The 20,404-nt window shown below is 37.3% G+C and carries 16 protein-coding genes; 12 read left to right on the plus strand and 4 right to left on the minus strand.

The genetic code is table 11. The features are described 5' to 3' along the window. Positions 1 to 51: 51 nt before the first annotated feature. Together B9N79_RS06065 and B9N79_RS06070 are read left to right on the plus strand one after the other, a co-directional pair. Positions 52 to 1,110, plus strand: a complete 1,059-nt coding sequence (locus B9N79_RS06065; RefSeq protein WP_019392288.1) for a M42 family metallopeptidase — start codon at positions 52 to 54, stop codon at positions 1,108 to 1,110. A 181-nt stretch (positions 1,111 to 1,291) separates the two neighbouring features. Continuing rightward, positions 1,292 to 2,068 carry an N-acetylmuramoyl-L-alanine amidase gene (locus tag B9N79_RS06070; protein WP_040056409.1) on the plus strand — a complete coding sequence of 259 codons (777 nt, stop codon included), beginning with the start codon at positions 1,292 to 1,294 and terminating at the stop codon, positions 2,066 to 2,068. Positions 2,069 to 2,111: 43 nt separating this feature from the next. On the opposite strand, the gene plsY is transcribed toward B9N79_RS06070, so the two are convergent. Further along, positions 2,112 to 2,690: a glycerol-3-phosphate 1-O-acyltransferase PlsY gene (plsY, locus tag B9N79_RS06075; RefSeq protein ID WP_019392290.1), complete on the minus strand. Its 579-nt coding sequence runs from the start codon at positions 2,688 to 2,690 to the stop codon at positions 2,112 to 2,114. A 272-nt stretch (positions 2,691 to 2,962) separates the two neighbouring features. Here plsY and B9N79_RS06080 point away from each other — a divergent pair, with 272 nt between their 5' ends. The 3 genes from B9N79_RS06080 (at position 2,963) to parC (ending at position 8,025) form a co-directional block, all read left to right on the plus strand. Further along, entirely contained in the window at positions 2,963 to 3,370 is a 408-nt protein-coding gene (locus tag B9N79_RS06080) for a CoA-binding protein (RefSeq protein ID WP_019392291.1), read from the plus strand. A 258-nt stretch (positions 3,371 to 3,628) separates the two neighbouring features. Continuing rightward, positions 3,629 to 5,596, plus strand: a complete 1,968-nt coding sequence (parE, locus tag B9N79_RS06085) for a DNA topoisomerase IV subunit B (RefSeq protein ID WP_019392292.1) — start codon at positions 3,629 to 3,631, stop codon at positions 5,594 to 5,596. A 2-nt stretch (positions 5,597 to 5,598) separates the two neighbouring features. Then, complete coding sequence (gene parC, locus B9N79_RS06090) at positions 5,599 to 8,025, plus strand: DNA topoisomerase IV subunit A (RefSeq protein WP_085117968.1); 2,427 nt, start codon at positions 5,599 to 5,601, stop codon at positions 8,023 to 8,025. Between the two features lie 17 nt (positions 8,026 to 8,042). On the opposite strand, the gene B9N79_RS06095 is transcribed toward parC, so the two are convergent. Next, on the minus strand, positions 8,043 to 8,345 hold the full coding sequence (locus B9N79_RS06095; RefSeq protein WP_040056407.1) for a hypothetical protein: 303 nt from the start codon (positions 8,343 to 8,345) through the stop codon (positions 8,043 to 8,045). 154 nt (positions 8,346 to 8,499) lie between these two features. Here B9N79_RS06095 and B9N79_RS06100 point away from each other — a divergent pair, with 154 nt between their 5' ends. The 3 genes from B9N79_RS06100 (at position 8,500) to B9N79_RS26010 (ending at position 10,034) form a co-directional block, all read left to right on the plus strand. Continuing rightward, the gene (locus B9N79_RS06100) at positions 8,500 to 9,249 is read left to right on the plus strand and encodes a YqcI/YcgG family protein (RefSeq protein ID WP_052264198.1); all 750 of its coding nucleotides are present in this window, start codon (positions 8,500 to 8,502) and stop codon (positions 9,247 to 9,249) included. 77 nt (positions 9,250 to 9,326) lie between these two features. After that, a complete protein-coding gene (locus B9N79_RS06105; RefSeq protein WP_019392296.1) occupies positions 9,327 to 9,815 on the plus strand; it encodes a GNAT family N-acetyltransferase in 489 nt (162 codons plus the stop codon). Positions 9,816 to 9,893: 78 nt separating this feature from the next. After that, positions 9,894 to 10,034 (plus strand): hypothetical protein, encoded by a 141-nt coding sequence (locus tag B9N79_RS26010; protein WP_019392297.1) that lies wholly within the window; start codon positions 9,894 to 9,896, stop codon positions 10,032 to 10,034. 3 nt (positions 10,035 to 10,037) lie between these two features. Here the strand turns inward: B9N79_RS26010 and B9N79_RS06110 are convergent, their stop codons facing one another. Then, positions 10,038 to 11,186, minus strand: coding sequence for a hypothetical protein (locus tag B9N79_RS06110; protein WP_085117970.1), 1,149 nt, complete (start codon positions 11,184 to 11,186; stop codon positions 10,038 to 10,040). Positions 11,187 to 11,374: 188 nt separating this feature from the next. On the opposite strand from B9N79_RS06110, the gene B9N79_RS06115 reads away from it, so the two are divergent. Both B9N79_RS06115 and ggt read left to right on the plus strand, forming a co-directional pair. After that, entirely contained in the window at positions 11,375 to 11,716 is a 342-nt protein-coding gene (locus B9N79_RS06115) for a hypothetical protein (protein ID WP_123796579.1), read from the plus strand. A gap of 424 nt (positions 11,717 to 12,140) precedes the next feature. Beyond that, positions 12,141 to 13,892 (plus strand): gamma-glutamyltransferase, encoded by a 1,752-nt coding sequence (gene ggt / locus B9N79_RS06120; protein ID WP_046217662.1) that lies wholly within the window; start codon positions 12,141 to 12,143, stop codon positions 13,890 to 13,892. 33 nt (positions 13,893 to 13,925) lie between these two features. Here the strand turns inward: ggt and B9N79_RS06125 are convergent, their stop codons facing one another. Next, the gene (locus tag B9N79_RS06125; RefSeq protein WP_139814830.1) at positions 13,926 to 15,194 is read right to left on the minus strand and encodes a S1 family peptidase; all 1,269 of its coding nucleotides are present in this window, start codon (positions 15,192 to 15,194) and stop codon (positions 13,926 to 13,928) included. 169 nt (positions 15,195 to 15,363) lie between these two features. Here B9N79_RS06125 and B9N79_RS06130 point away from each other — a divergent pair, with 169 nt between their 5' ends. Continuing rightward, complete coding sequence (locus B9N79_RS06130; protein WP_048896832.1) at positions 15,364 to 17,442, plus strand: DNA topoisomerase III; 2,079 nt, start codon at positions 15,364 to 15,366, stop codon at positions 17,440 to 17,442. Positions 17,443 to 17,694: 252 nt separating this feature from the next. Continuing rightward, positions 17,695 to 20,385 (plus strand): YhgE/Pip domain-containing protein, encoded by a 2,691-nt coding sequence (locus B9N79_RS06135; protein WP_040056401.1) that lies wholly within the window; start codon positions 17,695 to 17,697, stop codon positions 20,383 to 20,385. Positions 20,386 to 20,404 lie beyond the last annotated feature (19 nt).

Raw genomic sequence — 20,404 nt, forward strand, 5'->3', positions numbered from 1 at the left:
CCTAGTTCCTATCATTCTAAACAATGAGAAACCAAAAAGAAGGTGTAATAGATGGATTTGTTAAAGAAACTAACAGAAACACCAGGAGCTCCTGGATTTGAAAAGCACGTTCGAAATATTATGGAAGAAGAGCTGACATCTTGTGGGGCAGAGCTCGTATATGACGATCTTGGCAGTATTTTTGGTGGGAAAGAGGGAAAGGAAAATAAAGTTAAAGTAATGATCGCTGGTCACATGGATGAAGTAGCCTTTATGGTTTCTGAGATTACAAAAGACGGTTATTTGCGTTTTTCACCGCTTGGTGGATGGTGGGATCAGGTCCTCTTATCACAGCGTGTTCAAATTGTAACAGAGAAAAGGACATTCACAGGAGTTATTGGCTCTAAACCACCCCATATTTTACAACCTGAGGAACGAAGTAAAGTATACCCCATTCGCGAGATGTTTATTGATATTGGTGCCAAAAACAAAGAACAAGTAAAAGAATGGGGCATTCATCAAGGAGATCCTATTATTCCTATTTGTCCTTTTGAAATGCTCCCAGATGAAGATACAATCTTAGCTAAAGCCCTTGATAATCGAGCTGGTTGCTATCTTGCACTTCAGTCTTTAAAAGAGCTTGGAGAGGATCATCCTAATATGGTGTTTGCTGGAGCAACTGTTCAGGAAGAAGTAGGTTTAAGAGGAGCTGGAACGTCGCCTTACATGATTGACCCTGATGTTGCTATTGTGTTAGACGTTGGGATTGCAGAAGATGGACCAGGCATGGGTGGAGAAGACAAGCCGAAGCTTGGAGGAGGCCCCCTTATCAGTTTTTTAGACGCTTCAATGATTCCAAACATCCCGTTTCGTAATCTTGTCATTCAAACAGCAGAAGAGCAAAATATTTCTTATCAAACTGAAATTATGACAGGAGGAGGAACAGATGCCGGGAAAATCCACCTTTATAAACAGGGAGTTCCGACCATTGTCATTAGTGTTGCAGCCCGCTATATACATAGCCATGTTTCAATGGTAAGTAAGCGAGATCTTGAAGATGCTACAAAGCTCATCGTTGAAGTTGTTCGGAAATTGGATGAAAGCACGGTTAGGACATTTTCTGCAGAGTAAACAAAAAGTCGCTTAAGTTTTTAAACTTAAGCGACTTTTTGTTTACCCTTTTTTTCTTGGATTTTTGTAAAAAGAAAGAGAAAGGGGGGAATGCACATTTTTGTACCGATATTTAATAGAATTCATATAGTAGAGTATAAGCATATTTCATAGAAATAGAAAAGAATGGGATGATGAAAATATGGTGAAAGTGATGCTTGATCCAGGACATGGCGGAACAGATCCAGGTGGGGTAGCCAATGGACTTCAAGAAAAGAATTTAACACTAAAAATCGCTATATATACAAGAGACTATTTGCTTGCTAACTACCGTGGAATTGTTGTACGAATGACGCGTTCTGACGATCGGTTTATATCTCTTAATAGCAGAAGTCAACAAGCTAATGCTTTTAAAGCGAATCTCTTTGTTTCCATTCACATTAATTCAGGTGGAGGGACAGGCTTTGAAACGTACCGATTTACAGGGAGAGCGAGTTCAACAACCCTCGCCTTGCAAAGCAATCTTCATTCTGAAATTTTAACAGCGATGAAGTCGTTTGGAAATGTAGGAGACAGAGGTCAAAAACAAGCAAACTATGCAGTTCTTCGTCAAACAACAATGCCTGCTAATTTAACGGAAAATTTATTTATTGACCGAACAGCAGATGCAAACCTTTTGAAAAATGAAACATTTTTAAAAGCGGTAGGAGAAGCTCATGCACGAGCAATCGCCAAAACACTAGGGGTTGCACCAATCTCTCAGCCAAAACCGACACCAGCGCCGGAGCAGCCGGGGGAAAATGAAGGAGGAAGAACGTTGAACTTACAAGAGTGGCAGTGGAAAGAGCTTGCAGAAGTATATGCTAAAGCAAACCAAAGCGGTGTTTTAAAGAGCGATCAGTGGACAAAAAAAGCTCAAAATAAAACATTGACTGTTGATGAAGCCATCTTTTTAAATGCTATTTTAATTGGGCGATAGAAATGGAATGTAAAAAGGTGACAATCTTGTCACCTTTTTTACCTTATAGCCAAGTGATTTTTGGTTCTGTTTTGTTTAAAATACGTTTCATATTGGCAAGATGGCGGTAAACTACAATAAAAGCAATGAGACCCATAATAATACGAAGTGGAATATCATCAACAAAAAATGTATAGGCGAAAGCAAGAACAGCTGTAATGACGGAGGATAGGGATACATATTTAGATAGATAAAGACAGATGATGAAGCATACAAGAATCCCGACAAACAGCAGCGGCGTATATCCAAGAAGAATACCTGCGCTCGTTGCAACCGCTTTTCCACCCCGGAATTTTGCAAAAAGAGGGAAAACATGTCCTACAACTGCAAAAATACCAAAGAATAATGCATTCATATCAGCACCAACAAGAAGTGGAATGACCGTTGCGACAGTTCCTTTTAAAATATCAGCTACTGTTACAATAATACCGGCTTTTTTTCCTAATGTACGGAATGTATTTGTGGCTCCTAAGTTTCCACTTCCGTGTTCTCGAATATCAATGCCATAGCCTACTTTCCCAACAATTAAACCAAATGGAATAGAGCCGAGAAGATAAGCAAGTACCAAAAGAAAAATGGTCATGTGTTAAGCTCCTTTATATGTATATGTTCACTAATTTACACTCGTTCACATACAAGTTCATCTCATTTTATCATGAAATATTATATTGTTAATAGAAATATTTCATAAATGTATGGCAAAATAGTAAAAGCTATAATAAATTTATAAGCTTTGAAACAAAAACTTAAGAATAAACGTTTTATGAAGGACATTAACTTATGGCAAATTGGACAACTTTTTTGAATTTAACAGGATTTTCGTTTAATCTAAAGAATAGCTAAGGAGTGAAGAACATGAATATACCTTCTCGAGAAGAGCTTGGAAAAATATTAAAAGATAGCAAAAAGATTGCGGTTGTCGGTCTTTCAGACAATAAAGATCGAACATCTTATCTTGTATCAGAGGCTATGCAAAAAGCAGGGTATGAGATTATCCCGGTAAACCCGAACGTAAAGGAAGTACTCGGTGTTCCCGCTGTTGCCTCTCTTACTGATATTAAAGAACATGTTGATATTGTAAATGTGTTTCGCCGCTCGGAACATTTAGTAGACGTTGCAAAAGAATTTTTAGAAATTGATGCAGATGTGTTTTGGTCCCAGCTTGGAGTTGTAAATCAAGAAGCATATAATCTGCTTGTTTCCAAAGGATACAAGCCTGTTATGGACCGCTGTATTAAAGTTGAACATGCTTTAACAAAATAAACCATAACCCGATGTCATATGACATCGGGTTACCTGTTAGTGTTATGCTACAATAATATAGAGAAAAAGGCTTATTATAGCTTGTTTAGGAAGAACGTCATTTTCATTTTAAGCAAGTTATGGTAAAATTCAAAACACACGTTCCCTTTTTGTTTTAATATAAGAAAAGACATCATCACATAGCATTTATAAATTGTGAGATATTAGGGTAAAATGTGTTGCTATACATAAAGAAGTTGTTTGAAAGGGGAATGTTGCTTGACTACGAAACAATCATTTAGTTACAACGAAGATGCGATTCAAGTGCTAGAGGGACTTGACGCAGTACGAAAACGTCCGGGAATGTACATTGGAAGTACAGACAGTCGCGGACTTCATCATTTAGTATATGAAGTGGTAGATAACTCAGTCGACGAAGCACTTGCTGGTTTCGGAGATTATATAAAGGTAACGATCCACAAGGATAATTCAATTTCTGTAATTGATAAAGGGCGCGGTATGCCAACAGGAATGCACAAATTAGGGAAACCGACGCCGGAAGTTATTTTAACTGTGCTTCATGCAGGTGGGAAATTTGGACAAGGCGGCTATAAAACGAGCGGAGGTCTTCACGGTGTTGGGGCCTCTGTTGTGAATGCCTTATCAGAGTGGCTCGTTGTTACAATTAAGCGTGATGGTATTAAATACGAACAACGTTTTGAAAATGGCGGAAAACCCGTCACAACGCTTGAAAAGGTTGGAAAAACGAATCAAACGGGAACAACCATCCACTTTAAACCAGATCCAACTATTTTTTCTACAACAACTTATAACTATGAAACACTAAGTGAGCGCTTACGAGAATCTGCTTTCTTATTAAAAGGCATGAAGATTGAAATCATTGATGAGCGACATGATGAAAAAGCGCTCTATCATTATGAAAATGGAATTGAAGCTTTTGTTCAATATTTAAATGAAGATAAAGATATCCTTCATTCAGTGTGCTCTTTCGAAGGAGAGCAAAATGGAATTGAAATTGATTTTGCCTTTCAGTTTAATGATGGATATTCAGAGAATATTTTATCATTCGTTAACAATGTTCGCACAAAAGATGGAGGAACGCATGAGGCAGGTGCTAAAAGCGCAATGACACGTGCGTTTAATGAATATGCACGCAGAACAAACTTGTTGAAAGAACGTGATAAAAATCTTGAAGGGACAGACATACGCGAAGGGCTTGCTGCGATTGTTTCTGTTCGCGTGCCTGAGGAGCTTTTGCAGTTTGAAGGGCAAACAAAAGGAAAGCTTGGTACAAGTGAAGCACGTTCTGCCGTTGATGCTGTCGTTGCAGAGCATTTGTCTTATTATTTAGAAGAAAACGCAGATGTAAGCTCTATGCTTGTCAAAAAAGCAATTAAAGCACGTCTTGCAAGAGAAGCAGCTCGCAAAGCTCGTGAAGAAGCGAGAACAGGCAAGAAACGAAAAAAATCAGAGGCTGTATTAAGCGGAAAGTTGACGCCTGCTCAATCGCGTAACCCAAATCGAAATGAGCTTTACCTTGTTGAGGGAGACTCAGCAGGAGGATCTGCTAAACAAGGTCGTGATCGTCGCTTTCAAGCTGTTCTACCGTTAAGAGGGAAAGTCATTAATACCGAAAAAGCAAAGCTTGCGGATATATTTAAAAATGAAGAAATTAACACGATTATTCATGCAATTGGCGCTGGCGTTGGGCCTGAATTTTCGGTTGAAGATACAAATTACGATAAAGTTGTGATCATGACAGACGCAGATACGGATGGAGCTCATATTCAAGTTCTCTTACTTACTTTTTTCTATCGCTATATGAAAGATTTAATTGAAGCAGGCAAAGTGTTTATCGCTCTTCCACCGCTTTATAAAGTAAGTAAAGGAAGCGGTAAAAAAGAAGTCATCGAATATGCATGGAGTGATGATGAACTTCAAGGAGCCATTAAAAAAGTCGGAAGAGGCTATATGATTCAGCGTTATAAAGGTCTTGGGGAAATGAACGCTGATCAGCTTTGGGAAACAACGATGAACCCTGGCACGAGAACGCTTATTCGAGTACGTATTGATGATGCAGCACGGGCTGAGCGTCGTGTGACAACACTTATGGGTGACAAGGTAGAACCGCGTCGTAAATGGATTGAAAGTCACGTAGAGTTCGGGCTTGATGAGGATCCAAACATTCTAGATAACGAACATGTAACGGTCGCGGAGGAGGAATGAAAATGGAACAAACAGAACGCTATTTAGATTTACCATTAGAGGATGTTTTAGGTGACAGATTTGGTCGCTATAGTAAATACATTATTCAAGAACGTGCGCTGCCTGATGCGAGAGACGGATTAAAACCAGTGCAGCGTCGTATTTTATATGCTATGCACGTAGATGGAAATACGGCTGAAAAAGGGTTTCGTAAATCTGCTAAAACAGTTGGAAATGTTATCGGTAACTATCACCCGCACGGTGATTCATCTGTTTACGATGCAATGGTCAGAATGAGTCAAGAGTGGAAAGTACGCAATGTTTTAATTGAAATGCACGGAAATAACGGAAGTATTGATGGAGACCCTCCAGCTGCAATGCGTTATACAGAGGCTCGCCTATCTTCTATTTCACAAGAGCTTTTACGAGATATTGATAAAAACACAGTAGAATTTGTCCCAAACTTTGATGATACAAGCACTGAGCCAACCGTTTTACCAGCTCATTTTCCAAACTTACTTGTAAATGGATCAACAGGAATTTCAGCTGGTTATGCTACAGATATTCCTCCTCACAATCTTGTGGAAGTTATCGATGCTGCGATCATGAGAATTGACAAAAAACAAGCTACAGTAGAAGAGCTTATGAGCGTCATTAAAGGACCGGATTTTCCAACAGGCGGTATTATACAAGGTGTAGCAGGAATTAAAAAGGCATATGAAACAGGAAAAGGCAAAATCATTGTTCGTGGTAAAGCGAGTGTTGAAAGCCTTAAAGGCGGAAAAGAACAGATTGTCATTACAGAAATTCCATATGAAGTAAATAAAGCAAATCTTGTGAAGAAAATGGATGAACTTCGTCTAGATCGCAAAGTAGAAGGAATTGCGGAAGTGCGAGATGAGACGGACCGCACTGGTCTTCGCATCGTAATTGAGCTTAAAAAAGACGGAAATGCTCAAGGAATTCTACATTATCTTTACAAAAACACGGATTTACAAATTCCATACAATTTCAACATGGTTGCTATCCACAAAGGACGTCCAAAATTAATGACGTTACCAACCATTTTAGATGCATATATTGATCATCAAAAAGAGGTTGTGATTAATCGTTCGAAATATGAGTGGGAAAAAGCAAAAGAACGCGAGCATATTGTAGCAGGACTTATTAAAGCTCTCTCTATACTTGATGAAGTGATTGCCACAATTCGAGCTTCAAAAGATAAAAGAGATGCGAAAAATAACTTAATTAAAAACTATGAGTTTACAGAAGCTCAAGCTGAAGCTATTGTATCTCTCCAGCTTTATCGTTTAACAAACACTGATATCACGGCATTAAGAGAAGAAAGTGAAGAGCTACAACAGAAAATTGAAGAGCTTGAGCAAATTTTGAATAGTGAGCAAAAGCTTCTCTCCCTTATTAAAAAGGAACTTCGCCAAGTTAAAAAAACATATAAAACAGATCGTTTTACAGCAATTGAAGAAGAGATTGAAGAGCTAAAAATTAATTTAGAAGTAATGGTACCGTCAGAAGATGTAATGGTAACGGTAACGAGTGACGGATATGTGAAGAGAACAAGCCTTCGCTCTTACAATGCTTCAAATGGCCAAGATTTTGGTATGAAAGAAACAGATCATATTTTAGGCTGTTTTGAGGTGAATACAACTGAAACTCTTCTATTATTTACAAATAAGGGGAGCTACTTATATATGCCAATTCATGAGCTTCCAGATATCCGTTGGAAAGATCTTGGACAGCATGTGTCAAGCCTTATTCCTCTTGATAAAGAAGAGCATCTTATTCAGGCATTGCCAATTGAGGACTTTAAGAAAGAAGATTATCTTCTTTTTGCAACAAAGAACGGTATGGTGAAAAGAACAGAGTTGAAAAGTTTTAAAGCCCAGCGCTATTCAAGACCGCTAATGGCTTTAAATGTTAAAGGAGACGACGAAGTTGTCTCTGTAATGCGTACATCAGGTAATAGTCGCATTTTACTTGGCACAAAGGCAGGCTATGTTTTACTTTATAATGAGGAAGAAATCAATGTTGTAGGACCACGGGCAGCAGGAGTAAAAGGAATCAATCTGAAAGACGATGATGTTGTTATAGGGGCGGAAACGTTTATAACACAGCATGAGGACACACAGGCCATCTTTGTTACCCAAAGAGGAGCCGTTAAGAAAATGAACTTAAAAGAAGTGGAGCAAACATCAAGAGCAAAAAGGGGAACAATGATTCTTAGAACGGTTAAATCTAATCCTCATAACCTGATTGGCTTTACAATTGTAAAGGAAAACAGAGCTATTAGAATAGAATCAGCAAAAGGAATGACTGAAAAAGTAATTCCCGCTAATATTCGTGTTAGCGAGCTATACAGTAATGGTTCATTTATAATGGATGAAGCTGAGGTTGGAAAAATTATTTCAATGTGGATAGAGAAAGAGTCGTGAGTTTTCGCGACTCTCCCTTACAATAGCATTGAAATATATACTGTTAACGCAGTTATATGAATAATACCAAAAAGAGCGAGTATTTTATACCGCTCTTTTTTTGTTGAGCAGTTTTGCGCAATGAAAGAATGAAGCTTTCGTCCAATTGAGGTTGTAAGCCCTAATGTAAAAGCAAGATAAAGGACAATCTGAAAAAAAGGAAAAGAAGGGGAGCGTAAAGCACTAATAAGGGGAGAAAACACAAGAGAATGCCAAGAAGTATAAAAAAGAAGACTACATACACTAAACAAAAAGAAAGAACGTAAAGTATGAATATTCATTAGGACACCTTCCAATTTATGTTTATTTTTATTATACAAAAATAACAATTACTGATTCAAGTTTTTGAGTAAAAAAGAAGGATGTGAAAAACTAATCATAATTTTTTTAGGAGAATAATAAGCTTTGATATGAGTACATTGGAGGAGGAGAAGCATGAACATCCAATATCTTTATACACCACAACAAATCCACGGCTCAGTTGTTATCCCTGAATGGGGAAAAAAAGCTTTTGCAAAATTTGAACGAGAAGTACTTATTGAAAACTACCCTTGTCAAGCTGCTGTTGATGCTTTTAAAGATGAGATGCTTTATTTTACTTTTGTAGATTCTATTTATAAATATTATTCGCTTAAGCAGTTTGCTGAAGGGATTAAACATTATGTTGAAAAAATAGCTCCACAAAATAAAAAAACGGCTCTCATTGCACTTTTTAGAGAGCGTGGTCCTGTTCAAGCTATAAAAGAATATGAGCGACAGTTTTGGGATACTGTTCAATATTTGCACGTTGTTGACGAAGGAGGATGGCCTCAGCATATCGCTAAAACTCCTAACCATCCAAACTGGCAGTTTTGTTTCGCTGGACAGCCATTTTCTCTTATCTGTCAGACTCCTGCGCATGAGAAACGAAAAAGCAGGTATAGTCCTAATTTTACAATTGTTTTTCAACCAAGAGAGATTCTAAAAGAAGAAAATGAAGAGTTAAGGGACTTTGTAACAGAAGTGAAAAAAGAAGTTGTAGCGTATGATCAAATTTCTCCACACCCAGCACTTGGATGGAACACATCACAGCAGCAAAAAGAATGGCGAAAATACTTTTTACGTGATACAAATGATACACCTGTTGGACAGTGTCCATTTCGGGCAAAAACTGAAAAATTTCAGTCCACAAGAAAAGGTCGTTAATTAACTATTTTTCTCTCTTTTCTTTTTTTATAAAATGTGCTGAAATAAAAGGATAAGGATAAAAGGGGAGAGAGAGAATGAATATTAGATATGCAGTAGAAAAAGATTTACAAGGGATTGTAGACATTTATAACGATGCAATTGAACATACAACGGCAACGTTTGATCTAGAGAAAGTAAGTATAGAGGATAGAAAAGGATGGTTTGATGAACATGTTCACCGCTATCCACTTATTGTTGCAGTAAAAGGGGAGAAAATTATAGGGTATGCTACACTTTCTCCCTATAACAAGAAAGAAGCGTATAGCAAAACGGTAGAGCTCTCTGTTTATGTGGATAGAGAGGAACGCGGCCAAGGAATTGGACGTGCCCTAATGGATGAAATACTACACTTAGCTAAAGAGAATGAACATCGTGCTGTGATTTCACTCATTACGAAAGGAAATGAGCACAGCATTAGCATGCACAAAAGATATGGTTTCTTCCTATGTGGAGAGTTAAAGGAAGTTGGCTACAAATTTGATCAGTGGCAAGATGTGCTCTTGTACCAACTTTTAATAAAATAAAGAAAAGACCGCAAGTTAACGAGTCTAAGAGAATATACTGTATAAAAAGCAGCAGAAATGAGAGAGGAGTCGTTAACATTGGGGGAAAATAAGTACAATACACATCATAAAGTTGCAAACGAAATTAGCGGAAAACGAAAACTTAAAGCTAAGCTTCTGACTGAAAAGATTCAGAAAGCATTACAAAAATATGAAAATGAAAAGACTAAGCGTGCATAACGCTTAGTCTTTTTCGTGTTGAGCAACTACACACATTGTACGGCATAAAAAAGATAAGATATCAAAGAGAGTGTGTACATACATTGTTGAAAACTCTTTTAATTCTAACAGAGTAAGCTCCTCATTTTCAGGGTTTTCTCTTAATATATCTAGAAGTTCCTTTTTGTAGTGACGAAATTTGATTTCTATAATCCACCTTTCCGTTTTAGAAATGTGAACTAAAAAAGCAAGATGATCGTTTGCATCAATCTCAAAAATGCTTTGAGAAAAAGCGACTTTAACGATGGCACGATCTTTTAAAGAAGGATGATCTAGAGCAAGGGTATAATCAGGAACTTTACGGAGCATTCCAAGGCTGCTATAAAGATGGTATAAGCAATTCTGATCATATCTATATATGGAATAAGGATTGCCAAATTCTAAGTCTGTTAATGTTAAAGTTTCCTTTTTTAAAAGTTCTACTTTTTGTAAAAAGCGAAGTAAAAGATGATGAAGATCTCGATACTCGTTTGTCATTTTTTCTCCGAATATTTGAAGCTCCTCCATATTCTCTTGAGCTTGAGAAAGAAGCCCATAAAAATCACGATTAAACTCGTTTGCTTTTGCTAACTTTTGGAGGAGATTATCTCGCTCTTCCTGCCATTTTTCTACAAAGTGAGCAAGCTTTTCTCCTGTTAGTTTCTCCTCTTTATCTGCAAGCTTTTCTATACCTTCCTTCATTTCACTAAATGAAAAGTATTCTTCATCTAAAAGAGTTTGTATTGCTTTATATTCAGATCTGTATTTTTTATAAATATGAAAATGAAAGTGCTCTGATTCGGGATTGCTCATACTTGTGATTGTATAAAAACGAAGTGCTCTAAATCCATTGACAGATATCATAAGAAAGAGAAAGATAAAATGAAATTCTTTCGGGATATTCTGGAAATTAAAGAAAGAGAAAAGCCAAGATAATGTTAAAAAGATGTTTCGCCAATCACCAAGCATTTTCATTCCTACAAAGAAAAGAGAACGAATCATATAAAGAAAAAGGGAAAAAGGCGACACATCTGCTTCTGTTTCTTTCTTTTTTGTACGCATTTTCTCAATAAAAGGATCTGTATGCAAGATAAGTTTTTTGATATAAGAAATCATGCGCTCTTTAGAAGTCATCTCTCTTCACCTCGTTCTCTTTGATATCTTGGAAAAGCCCTATCATAAATAGCGTATGAATGAAATAAAATGTCATGACAGGATTCTTTTCTTTTTTGTTGAAAAGAAAGACGAGCTTTTTTTATTGAAAAGGATATATAAAGGGTAAACATGAAAAACACATTTCCAGTTAAGGGGAGGAGAAGATGATGAAAATTACGTTAGAAAAAGTGGTCAAAAAACATTGGGACAACTTTTCAATTTTAAGTGCCCTCTATTCTCTTTCAGAAAAAACGGAGTGGGATTATAAAGAGCATGGGGCTGTTATAGAAGCATTAAGAAGAACGGATTCAACGCTTGAAAAAAAACAAAATAGCGAAATTAAGCTTTATATTGCCAATATGTCACAACATCATATACAGCTTATAGTGAGGCATCTTTGTAATCTAGCTCACCATGTTTATTATATAGAGGGGAAAATCGATAAGAAGTACCCTATTTACGGCCACTTATTTCAAAAGAGAGAAGAAAGTCGTTTAAAGGCTATTTAAAATTGCTGCGATGCTTGCAGCAATTTTTTATTGAAAAGGTGATCTAAATGAAGAAAGGTCCTAATAGCTCAACGAACAAGCAGAAAACAAGATGATGGAGCTCATACAAGTTTTAAGCGTCATGCTAAACGGCAGCTTAAATGACTCACATAATGTAGGAATTAACATTAGCCATTTATAATAGTCAATTTGAGGAGAAAAGCTTATAAAGACATCGTAAGCTTTCTAGAATAATAGTCCTCATAGATTGAAGAAAAGAACGCCTTTAGTGGCGTGATTTTCTTTATAAAGAAGAGGAAAAACACTTATTTTGACTGTTTCTGTCGAGGAAAGAACAAGGGAGTTAGGGAAAAAGGCTCTCATTTTTTAGGTATAAACATGAGATAATTGAATAGTCAGAAAAGTTTGTAAAAGGAGGAATTTTATGAGAAAGACTTTGTCTAAATTTTTAACAGTCTTTATTCTTTTTTCTCTTACGCTAGGAGGCAGTTTATCTAGCGTATCTGCTAAAAGTACATCTTCTCTTCCTGTAAGCAAAGTTGATGTGGGAAAAGAAGGCATGGTAGCAACAGCAGAGCCTTATGCAACTCGAGTTGGTCAAGAGGTGCTTGAAAAAGGCGGAACAGCTGTTGATGCGGCGGTTGCTGTTCAGCTTGCTTTAAATGTAACAGAGCCGATGATGTCAGGCATTGGTGGCGGAGGATTTATGATGGTTTATGATGGTAAAACAAAGCAAGTATCCATCATGAACAGCCGGGAAAAAGCGCCAAGTGATGTAACTACAGATCTTTTTCTAGACGAAAATGGAAAAGCTGTTCCATTTAAAGAACGCCATACGTCAGGGAAAGCTGTTGGAGTGCCAGGTACGCTCCTTGGACTCGAAGAAGCACATGAAAAATGGGGAAAACTGAAGTGGAAAGCTCTTGTTAAGCCTGCTGAAAACCTTGCAAAAGATGGATTTAATGTGAGTATTACGCTTTCAGATAGTATTGAAGATAGTAAGGACAAGCTGTCGGAAGAGGCAAAAAGGGTGTATGCACCAAACGGACAAGTTTTAAAGGAAGGAGCACTTTTAAAACAAAGAGATTTAGCTAAAACCTTACAATTAATTGGAAAAGAAGGATCTCAAGCTCTTTATGATGGAGAATTAGGGAAAGCCATTGTAAAAACAGTCAAAGATCATGGCGGAAGTATGACAGAAGAGGATTTAAAAAATTATACAGTGAAAGAACAAACGCCAATTAAAGGAACATATCACGGTTATGATATTATCTCAATGCCTCCCCCAAGTTCCGGAGGGTTGACGGTTTTACAAATTTTAAAAATGCTTGAGCCTTATGATATTAGTCAGTATGGTGTACGGTCGAAAGAGAAGTACAATCTTGTCGCTGAAGCAATGCATCTCGCTTTCGCAGACCGAAATAAGTATATTGGTGATACGGACTTTGTGGACGTTCCAATTTCAGGCATGCTTAATGAAAACTATTTAGCAAAACGAAGTAAAGAAATCGAGCTTTTGAAAGCAAATAAAAATGTAAAACCAGGAGATCCATGGAGTTATCAAGGAGGAAAACCTGAAACAGAATACGTGCCGAAAAAAGATGACAAAGAAATTGGGCAAACAACGCATTTTACAATTGCTGATAAGTGGGGGAACCTTGTTTCCTATACCACAACAATTGAGCAAGTTTTCGGAACAGGAATTATGGTACCTGGCTATGGAGTAATGCTAAATAATGAAATGACCGATTTTGATGCTTATCCAGGAGGGCCAAATGAAGTCCAGCCAAATAAGCGTCCGATGAGCAGTATGTCCCCAACTATCGTTCTAAAAGATCACAAGCCTGTTATGACAGTAGGATCTCCAGGAGGACCGACTATTATCGCTTCTGTTGCTCAAACATTGATTAATAAAATTGACTACGGTATGTCGGCAGAAGCTGCCATTGAAGAACCACGTATTTATACTCCGACATATCCGAATATTAGATATGAAAAAGGGATTCCATCTGAGACAATAAAAGAGCTTGAAAAGTTAGGATACAAATTTGATGATGAGCCAGAAGAAATTGGAAATGTACAAACAATTGATATTTATGATTCTTTTTATCTAGGTGCAGCTGATTCATCAAGAGTTGGTAGTGCAGCTGGAGTGGACACTGTAAAAGGTAAATAAAGAAAACCAGCAGGGAGTTTCCCTGCCGGTTTTCTACGAGAGTTTGATATTTTGAGAGTTTGAGTATGGAAGAAATGGTTCATTTGGTGAACTATAGTGATCGATGACATCCGTAATTTTGGTCATCCAGCCATATGTGCCATTTGCAACACCACCAACATGAATTCCATAGAGCTTATGTGTAACAGGGTCATATGTAATAGCTCCGCTGTCTCCTCCTCTAGAATAAAAAGAACCTTTTTCACCGCGAATAAAGGCTGTTTTTAGCTCTCCATATCTATCATTTGCAAAATTTACAGTCGTGCTGCTCTTCGTTACATAACCGCACGTAACACCTGTTGTGATGCCAGATTTGCAAACATAGGCATTTTGATAAACAGGAGCATAACCTGTAATAAATGAATCGTAGTCACTTTTATCTTCAGCATGTTCATAGAAGAGGCGTGTTGCGTAGCGTCCGCTTGCAAGAGTATTAGCATCAAGTGAAATAAGACCAACATCAATGCCAGTATAGTTAGCTGTTGAATGATCATGACCAACAACGGTTGATCCTTGGTAGACGACGCTTTTATCTCCATTTAGACAATGACCTGCTGTAAGCAAGAAATAACGATTTCCTTTTTTAGCTACTCCAGCTGTTGTACAATAGTTTCCTTCGCTATCATGTACGCGAATACCTCCGCCAAGCTTCGTCCAGTCTCTTTCCCGAGAAAGCTGGATGTGTGGGGAAGAAAGGTCAGCATTTTCTTGAATTTCTACGATCGAAGGAAGTGCTTGTGTTAACTTCTCCTTATCAATAGATGACATGTTATGGACCTCAAGAATAACTTTTTCATGCTCTGTATCGATAGAAGTCATCATTGTTTTGTTTTGTTCGGGTAATCCTAGCTGTCTCATTTTGCTCCAAAGTTGTTCTTCTACATGTTCTAAATCGCTTGTGCTGTAAGTTGCACGTTTATAATGTACAATAGGAGCCGTTTCTTTCATAAGAGATGGTCGATAAGCAAGAGTTGTTTCACGTAAAAGATCATTTACTTTATTTTCGAATGTTTTTACTTTTTCATTTCTCTCTGTAAAGCCGAGTGTAATTGTCCCATCATCAGCAAAATAAACGGTTCCATAGTTTTTAAAAGCATCATAGCTTCCAAACACTTCTTGTATTAACTGTGCTACGTTATCTTGATTTTGGGATCGAAAAAAAAGTTCGTCTTTTGTTGGAGAAGATGATTCCGCCTGTGCTGCCAGTGGCATTAGTAAAATACCTAGAAAAAATAGTAAAGCTGTTATCGTGTGTTTCTTCATTTTTTTGTCCTTTCTATGTACAAAATGAATCATATATACCTTTCTTATTATATACGAAAAAAACGTGAAAAGGGGTAAGAAATACCGATTCTTCTTCCCAAGGAACGAAAAGGTTTTGTTTCTCTTACTTACAAAGTATAATGAGAAGTGGATATTGGAGGTTATAAAAATGAAAACACTTGTACTTGCAGAAAAGCCAAGCGTTGCTCGTGAAATTGCACGCGTTCTTGGCTGCACTAAAAAAGGAAAAGGAAGCATTGAAGGTGCTAAATATATCGTCACATGGGCATTAGGGCATTTAGTTGAGCTGAAAACGCCTGAGGACTACGATAATCGGTATAAAACGTGGAAATTAGAAGATTTACCGATCATGCCAAAAGAAATGAAGCTAAAAGTAATGAAAAAGACAAGTGCTCAATTTCAGCACGTATCACAACTTGCCAAACGAAAAGATGTAGGTGAACTTGTGATTGCAACAGATGCCGGTCGTGAAGGTGAGCTTGTTGCGCGCTGGATTATGGAGAAAACTCATTTTAATAAACCATTTAAACGTCTGTGGATTTCTTCACAAACAGATAAAGCGATTCGAGATGGATTTAAAAATCTTCAACCTGGGCAAGCATTTAACCGTCTATATGAATCTGCTCTATGTAGAGCTGAAGCAGATTGGCTTATTGGGCTTAATATTTCAAGAGCACTGACAACAAAATTTGAAGAGCCGCTTTCAGCCGGTCGTGTTCAAACTCCAACACTTGCAATGGTATTCGAACGAGAGAAGACGATTCAATCATTTAAACCTCAAACATTTTGGACGATTGAAGCAGAGTTTTCTCAATTCAAAGCACAATGGCAAGGAAACAAAGACAAGCGTATTTTTAAGGAAGAAGAAGCGACCTCGAAATATAAAAAACTTCTGGGAAATAAAGCGGTTGTCAAAAGCATTCGAAAGAAAAAGGGAACGGAAGCTCAGCCATTACCATATGATCTAAATGAGTTGCAGCGTGAAGCGAACAAGCGATTCCAGTTTTCAGCGAAAAAGACGCTTAATGTATTGCAGAAACTGTATGAGCAACATAAGCTTGTTACATACCCTAGAACAGATTCTCGCTATTTAACAACAGATATGGTTGCAACAATGCGAGACCGTTTAGAAAGTATTGCAGGTACTTATAAAGAAGAAGTTCGTCCGCTCTTAAAGGGAAATCCAACATTGCCAAAACGAGTTGTAAACAATGAGAAAGTAAGCGACCACCATGCAATTATTATTACAGATCAGCCTCTATTTTTAAGCGATTTATCAGCTGATGAGCGAAAGCTTTACGAGCTTATTGTAAAACGTTTTATTGAGCTTTTTTACCCTGCTTATGAATATGAAAAGATGACAATTGAGCTTGATATTAATGAGGAACGATTTGTTGCACATGGAAAACGAACGATTGAACAAGGATTTAAAGGTCTATTTGGTGGAGGGGACAATGACCAAGCTCTTCCGCTTTTAAAAGAAAACCAAGAACTTACTGTACAAGACATAGATCTTAAAACAGGTCTTACAGAACCACCACAACGTTTTTCAGAAGCGGACTTATTAGCTCAAATGGAAAAACATAATCTTGGAACACCAGCAACTCGAGCTGATATTATTGAAAAGCTACTTAGCGCAGAATCTATTGAACGAACAAACCATCGTCTTTATCCAACCAAAAAAGGAAAGCAGCTTATTGACCTAGTCGCAGAAGAATTAAAGTCACCAGAACTTACGGCAAAATGGGAACAAGAACTTGAAAATATTGCAAGAGGAAAAGGAAACGCTAAAACGTTTATGGCCAATATTAGAAAGCAAACAGAAAAAATCGTAAGTGACGTGAAAAAAAGCGACAAAACGTACAGACCCCATAATTTAACAGGTTCAAAGTGCCCAGAGTGTGGAGAGTTGCTTCGTGAACGCAAGGGGAAGAATGGACGAATGCTCGTTTGTTCAAGTCATGAATGTTCTTACCGTAGAGCAAAAGATCCTAAGCTCTCAAATCGTCGCTGCCCACAGTGTCATAAAAAAATGGAGATTCATAATGGCAAAGCAGGAACGTATTTTCAATGTCGTCCCTGTCAAATTACTGAAAAAGCGCAGGATAAAAAGAAGAAAGTATCAAAACGAGAAGAAAGAAACTTACTTAAGAAATATAGTGATGATGGTTCATTCGGTTCAAGCTTAGGAGATGCCTTAAAACAAGCATTACAGAAAAAAGATTAGCAAATATCCCGCAGATATTTTTCTGCGGGATATTCATATTTTTAAAAGAAATAGTGCAAAATAGAAAGAACTTCTAAAAAGAAAAAGCGCATATAAAAATGTTGACAATTTTTCCAGCGCACTTTACCCTAAGAAAGATATAGTTATTCCATAAAGTTTAGGGAAATAATATTTTGCAAAAATAAGTAAATTGAACATGCATTTTATTTCCTTAACAGCAACAAGACATTAAACGAGTTAGGTGAGAGGTATATGAAGCATATTTTTCAAATTTATCGAAATGACTGGGTTCGCATTTTTAAAGTTCCAATGGCTCTTTTTTTAGTTGTAGGGCTTATGATCCTTCCATCCCTCTATGCATGGTTTAATATTAAAGCATCATGGGATCCATATTCCAATACAAAAGATATTGAGATTGCTGTTGTGAACAAAGATGAAGGAACATTCATTCACAAGGGAAAAATTAACAAAAAGATAGACGTTGGAGAAGAAGTAGTAAAGTCTCTTAAAGAGAATAAAGACTTAGGTTGGACGTTTGTAAGTGAGAAGGAAGCACAACGCGGGGTGAAACATGGGGATTACTACGCAAGCCTTGTTATTCCAAAAGATTTTTCTAAAAAAATCGGAACAGTTCTCGAAGAAAATCCCGAGAAACCACAAATTTATTATAGTGTAAACGAAAAAATTAATGCTGTGGCTCCAAAGATTACATCAAAAGGTGCCTCAAATGTCACAGAACAAGTGAGTGAAAAGTTTGTTAAGACAGCAACGAAATCAATGTTTGAAGAGTTTAATCGAATAGGAATTGAACTTGAGCAAGAGCTTCCGACAATTCGAAACTTTGAAAATCGTGTATTTGCACTAGAGGAAAAGCTTCCTGAAATTGAAGATATGGGGAACAAAGCGCTTGAAATTGAGAAGAAACTTCCTGAAATTCGTGAACAAGGCCAAAAAGTTGTGGAGCTTGAAGAAAAACTTCCTGAAATTCAAGCAGCAGGGCAAAGTGTTTTAAAAATTGAAAAAGAGCTTCCGAAAGTTAAGGAAGCAGGAAATGAGATTATAGAGCTTCAAAAGAAGCTTCCTGAAATTAAAAGTGCGGGAGATCGAGTTGTAGAGATTGACCAAAACTTTTATAAAATTGAAGAAGGGTTAAATAAAGCGCTAGAAGATGCTAAAAAAGCAAATGAAATTGTCATGAAAGCACAGTCCACCCTTCCGACACTTGAGAACATTGCTAACAAAGGAAGCGAATTTTCACAAGGGTTAAATGACTTTTTAGAGAAAAATGAAGGAGCGTTTAATGAAGTAGCTCCTGTTATAAAACAAAATCTTGTGCTTCTTAATCAAACGGCAAAAGATGTTGCAGGTGTCACAGAGGAATTAAAAAACGTTAATGATGAAAATAGAGCAACATATATTGAAACGCTAAGTGCTTTAGAAACACGTTTGTCTTCAGGCATTGATGCTGCAGATCGTACAGCTGATTTACTTACAAAGCTAAATGAATATACGGGGAATAATGCTCTAGCAGGAGTCATTAACAGGGTAAATAACGTAAAAGATAGTTTTACTAATCAGCGTGAAGCGGTTGTAAACATTGAAAATGCTTTAAAAAGAGGTGAGCAGCCTTCAAGTGAAGCGCTAGATCGCTTAAATACGCTTGCAACAGATGCAAACAATACACTATCTAATGTGTTGGCGAACTATGACTCTTCTATCGTTCCAGCTGTTAATAGTGGGTTAGATGAGCTTACAGAAAATGCAAAAAATGCAAATAACGCTGTACAAACAGCAAAAGAAAAGCTCCCAGACATTAAAGGTGTGTTAAATGATGCTTCAAGTGGTCTCCAGTATGGACAACAAGAACTCACAAGTTTACAGGAGAGGTTACCAACTATCCGCGACCGTATTCATGAAGCAGCAACCACTATTTCTAGTAAAATGGATGACTTTACAAACGCTGTAAACAGCGGAGCTGCATTTGTACAAAATGACCTTCCAGCTGTTGAGGCTCAAATCCATAAAGCAGCAGATTTTGTGAACAATGATTTGCCCCAAGCAGAGAAAGAAATCCAAAAGGCAGCAGATCTTGTTCAAACAAAACTTCCAGAAGTAGAAGAGACAGTTCACAAAGTAGCAAATCTTGTTCGCGAAGACTTGCCAGACCTTGAAGACTCTGTTAAAAATGCTGCAGACAAAATTCGAGATTTTGAAGGGGAAAATGATCTAGGAGATATCATTGAGCTCTTAAAGAATGATGTTCAAAAAGAAAGCGACTTTTTTACAAGTCCTGTTCAATTAAAAGAAGATAAACAGTTTCCAATTCCAAACTACGGATCAGCTATGACGCCATTTTATACAGCTCTTTGCTTATGGGTAGGAGGACTGCTTCTTATCTCATTACTCCGGGTTGATGTAGAAGATGTTCAAGAGGGAACAAAAGGAATGCATATTTACTTTGGCCGTCTTCTCACCTTTTTAACAATTGGATTCTTTCAAGCGCTCATTGTTACGCTTGGGGACTTGTTTATATTAGGGTCATATGTAGCAGAACCAACGGCCTTTGTTTTATCGGCAATTTTTATCAGTATTGTTTTCCTGACGATTATTTACACATTTGTTTCTGTATTTGGAAACATCGGCAAAGCATTTGCGATTATTTTGCTTGTGCTACAAATTTCAGGCTCTGGGGGGACGTTCCCTATTCAAACAACGCCGCCATTTTTCCAAGCAATTAATCCATTTTTACCTTTTACGTATGCTATTGGTTTGCTGCGTGAAACAACAGGTGGGATTGTGAGAGATATAATGATTCATGATATTCTATTACTTGCCTTATTCCTTTTTATAGCTATTTTACTTGCCTTCCTTCTAAAAAAACCGTTATCAGGTTGGGCTGTAAACGTAGCGAAGAAAGCAAAAGAAAGCAAAATCATTCATTAAAAAAAGGGGAGCATTATGT

This window comes from Priestia filamentosa, from assembly GCF_900177535.1.
Taxonomy (GTDB): Bacteria; Bacillota; Bacilli; order Bacillales; family Bacillaceae_H; genus Bacillus_I; species Bacillus_I filamentosa.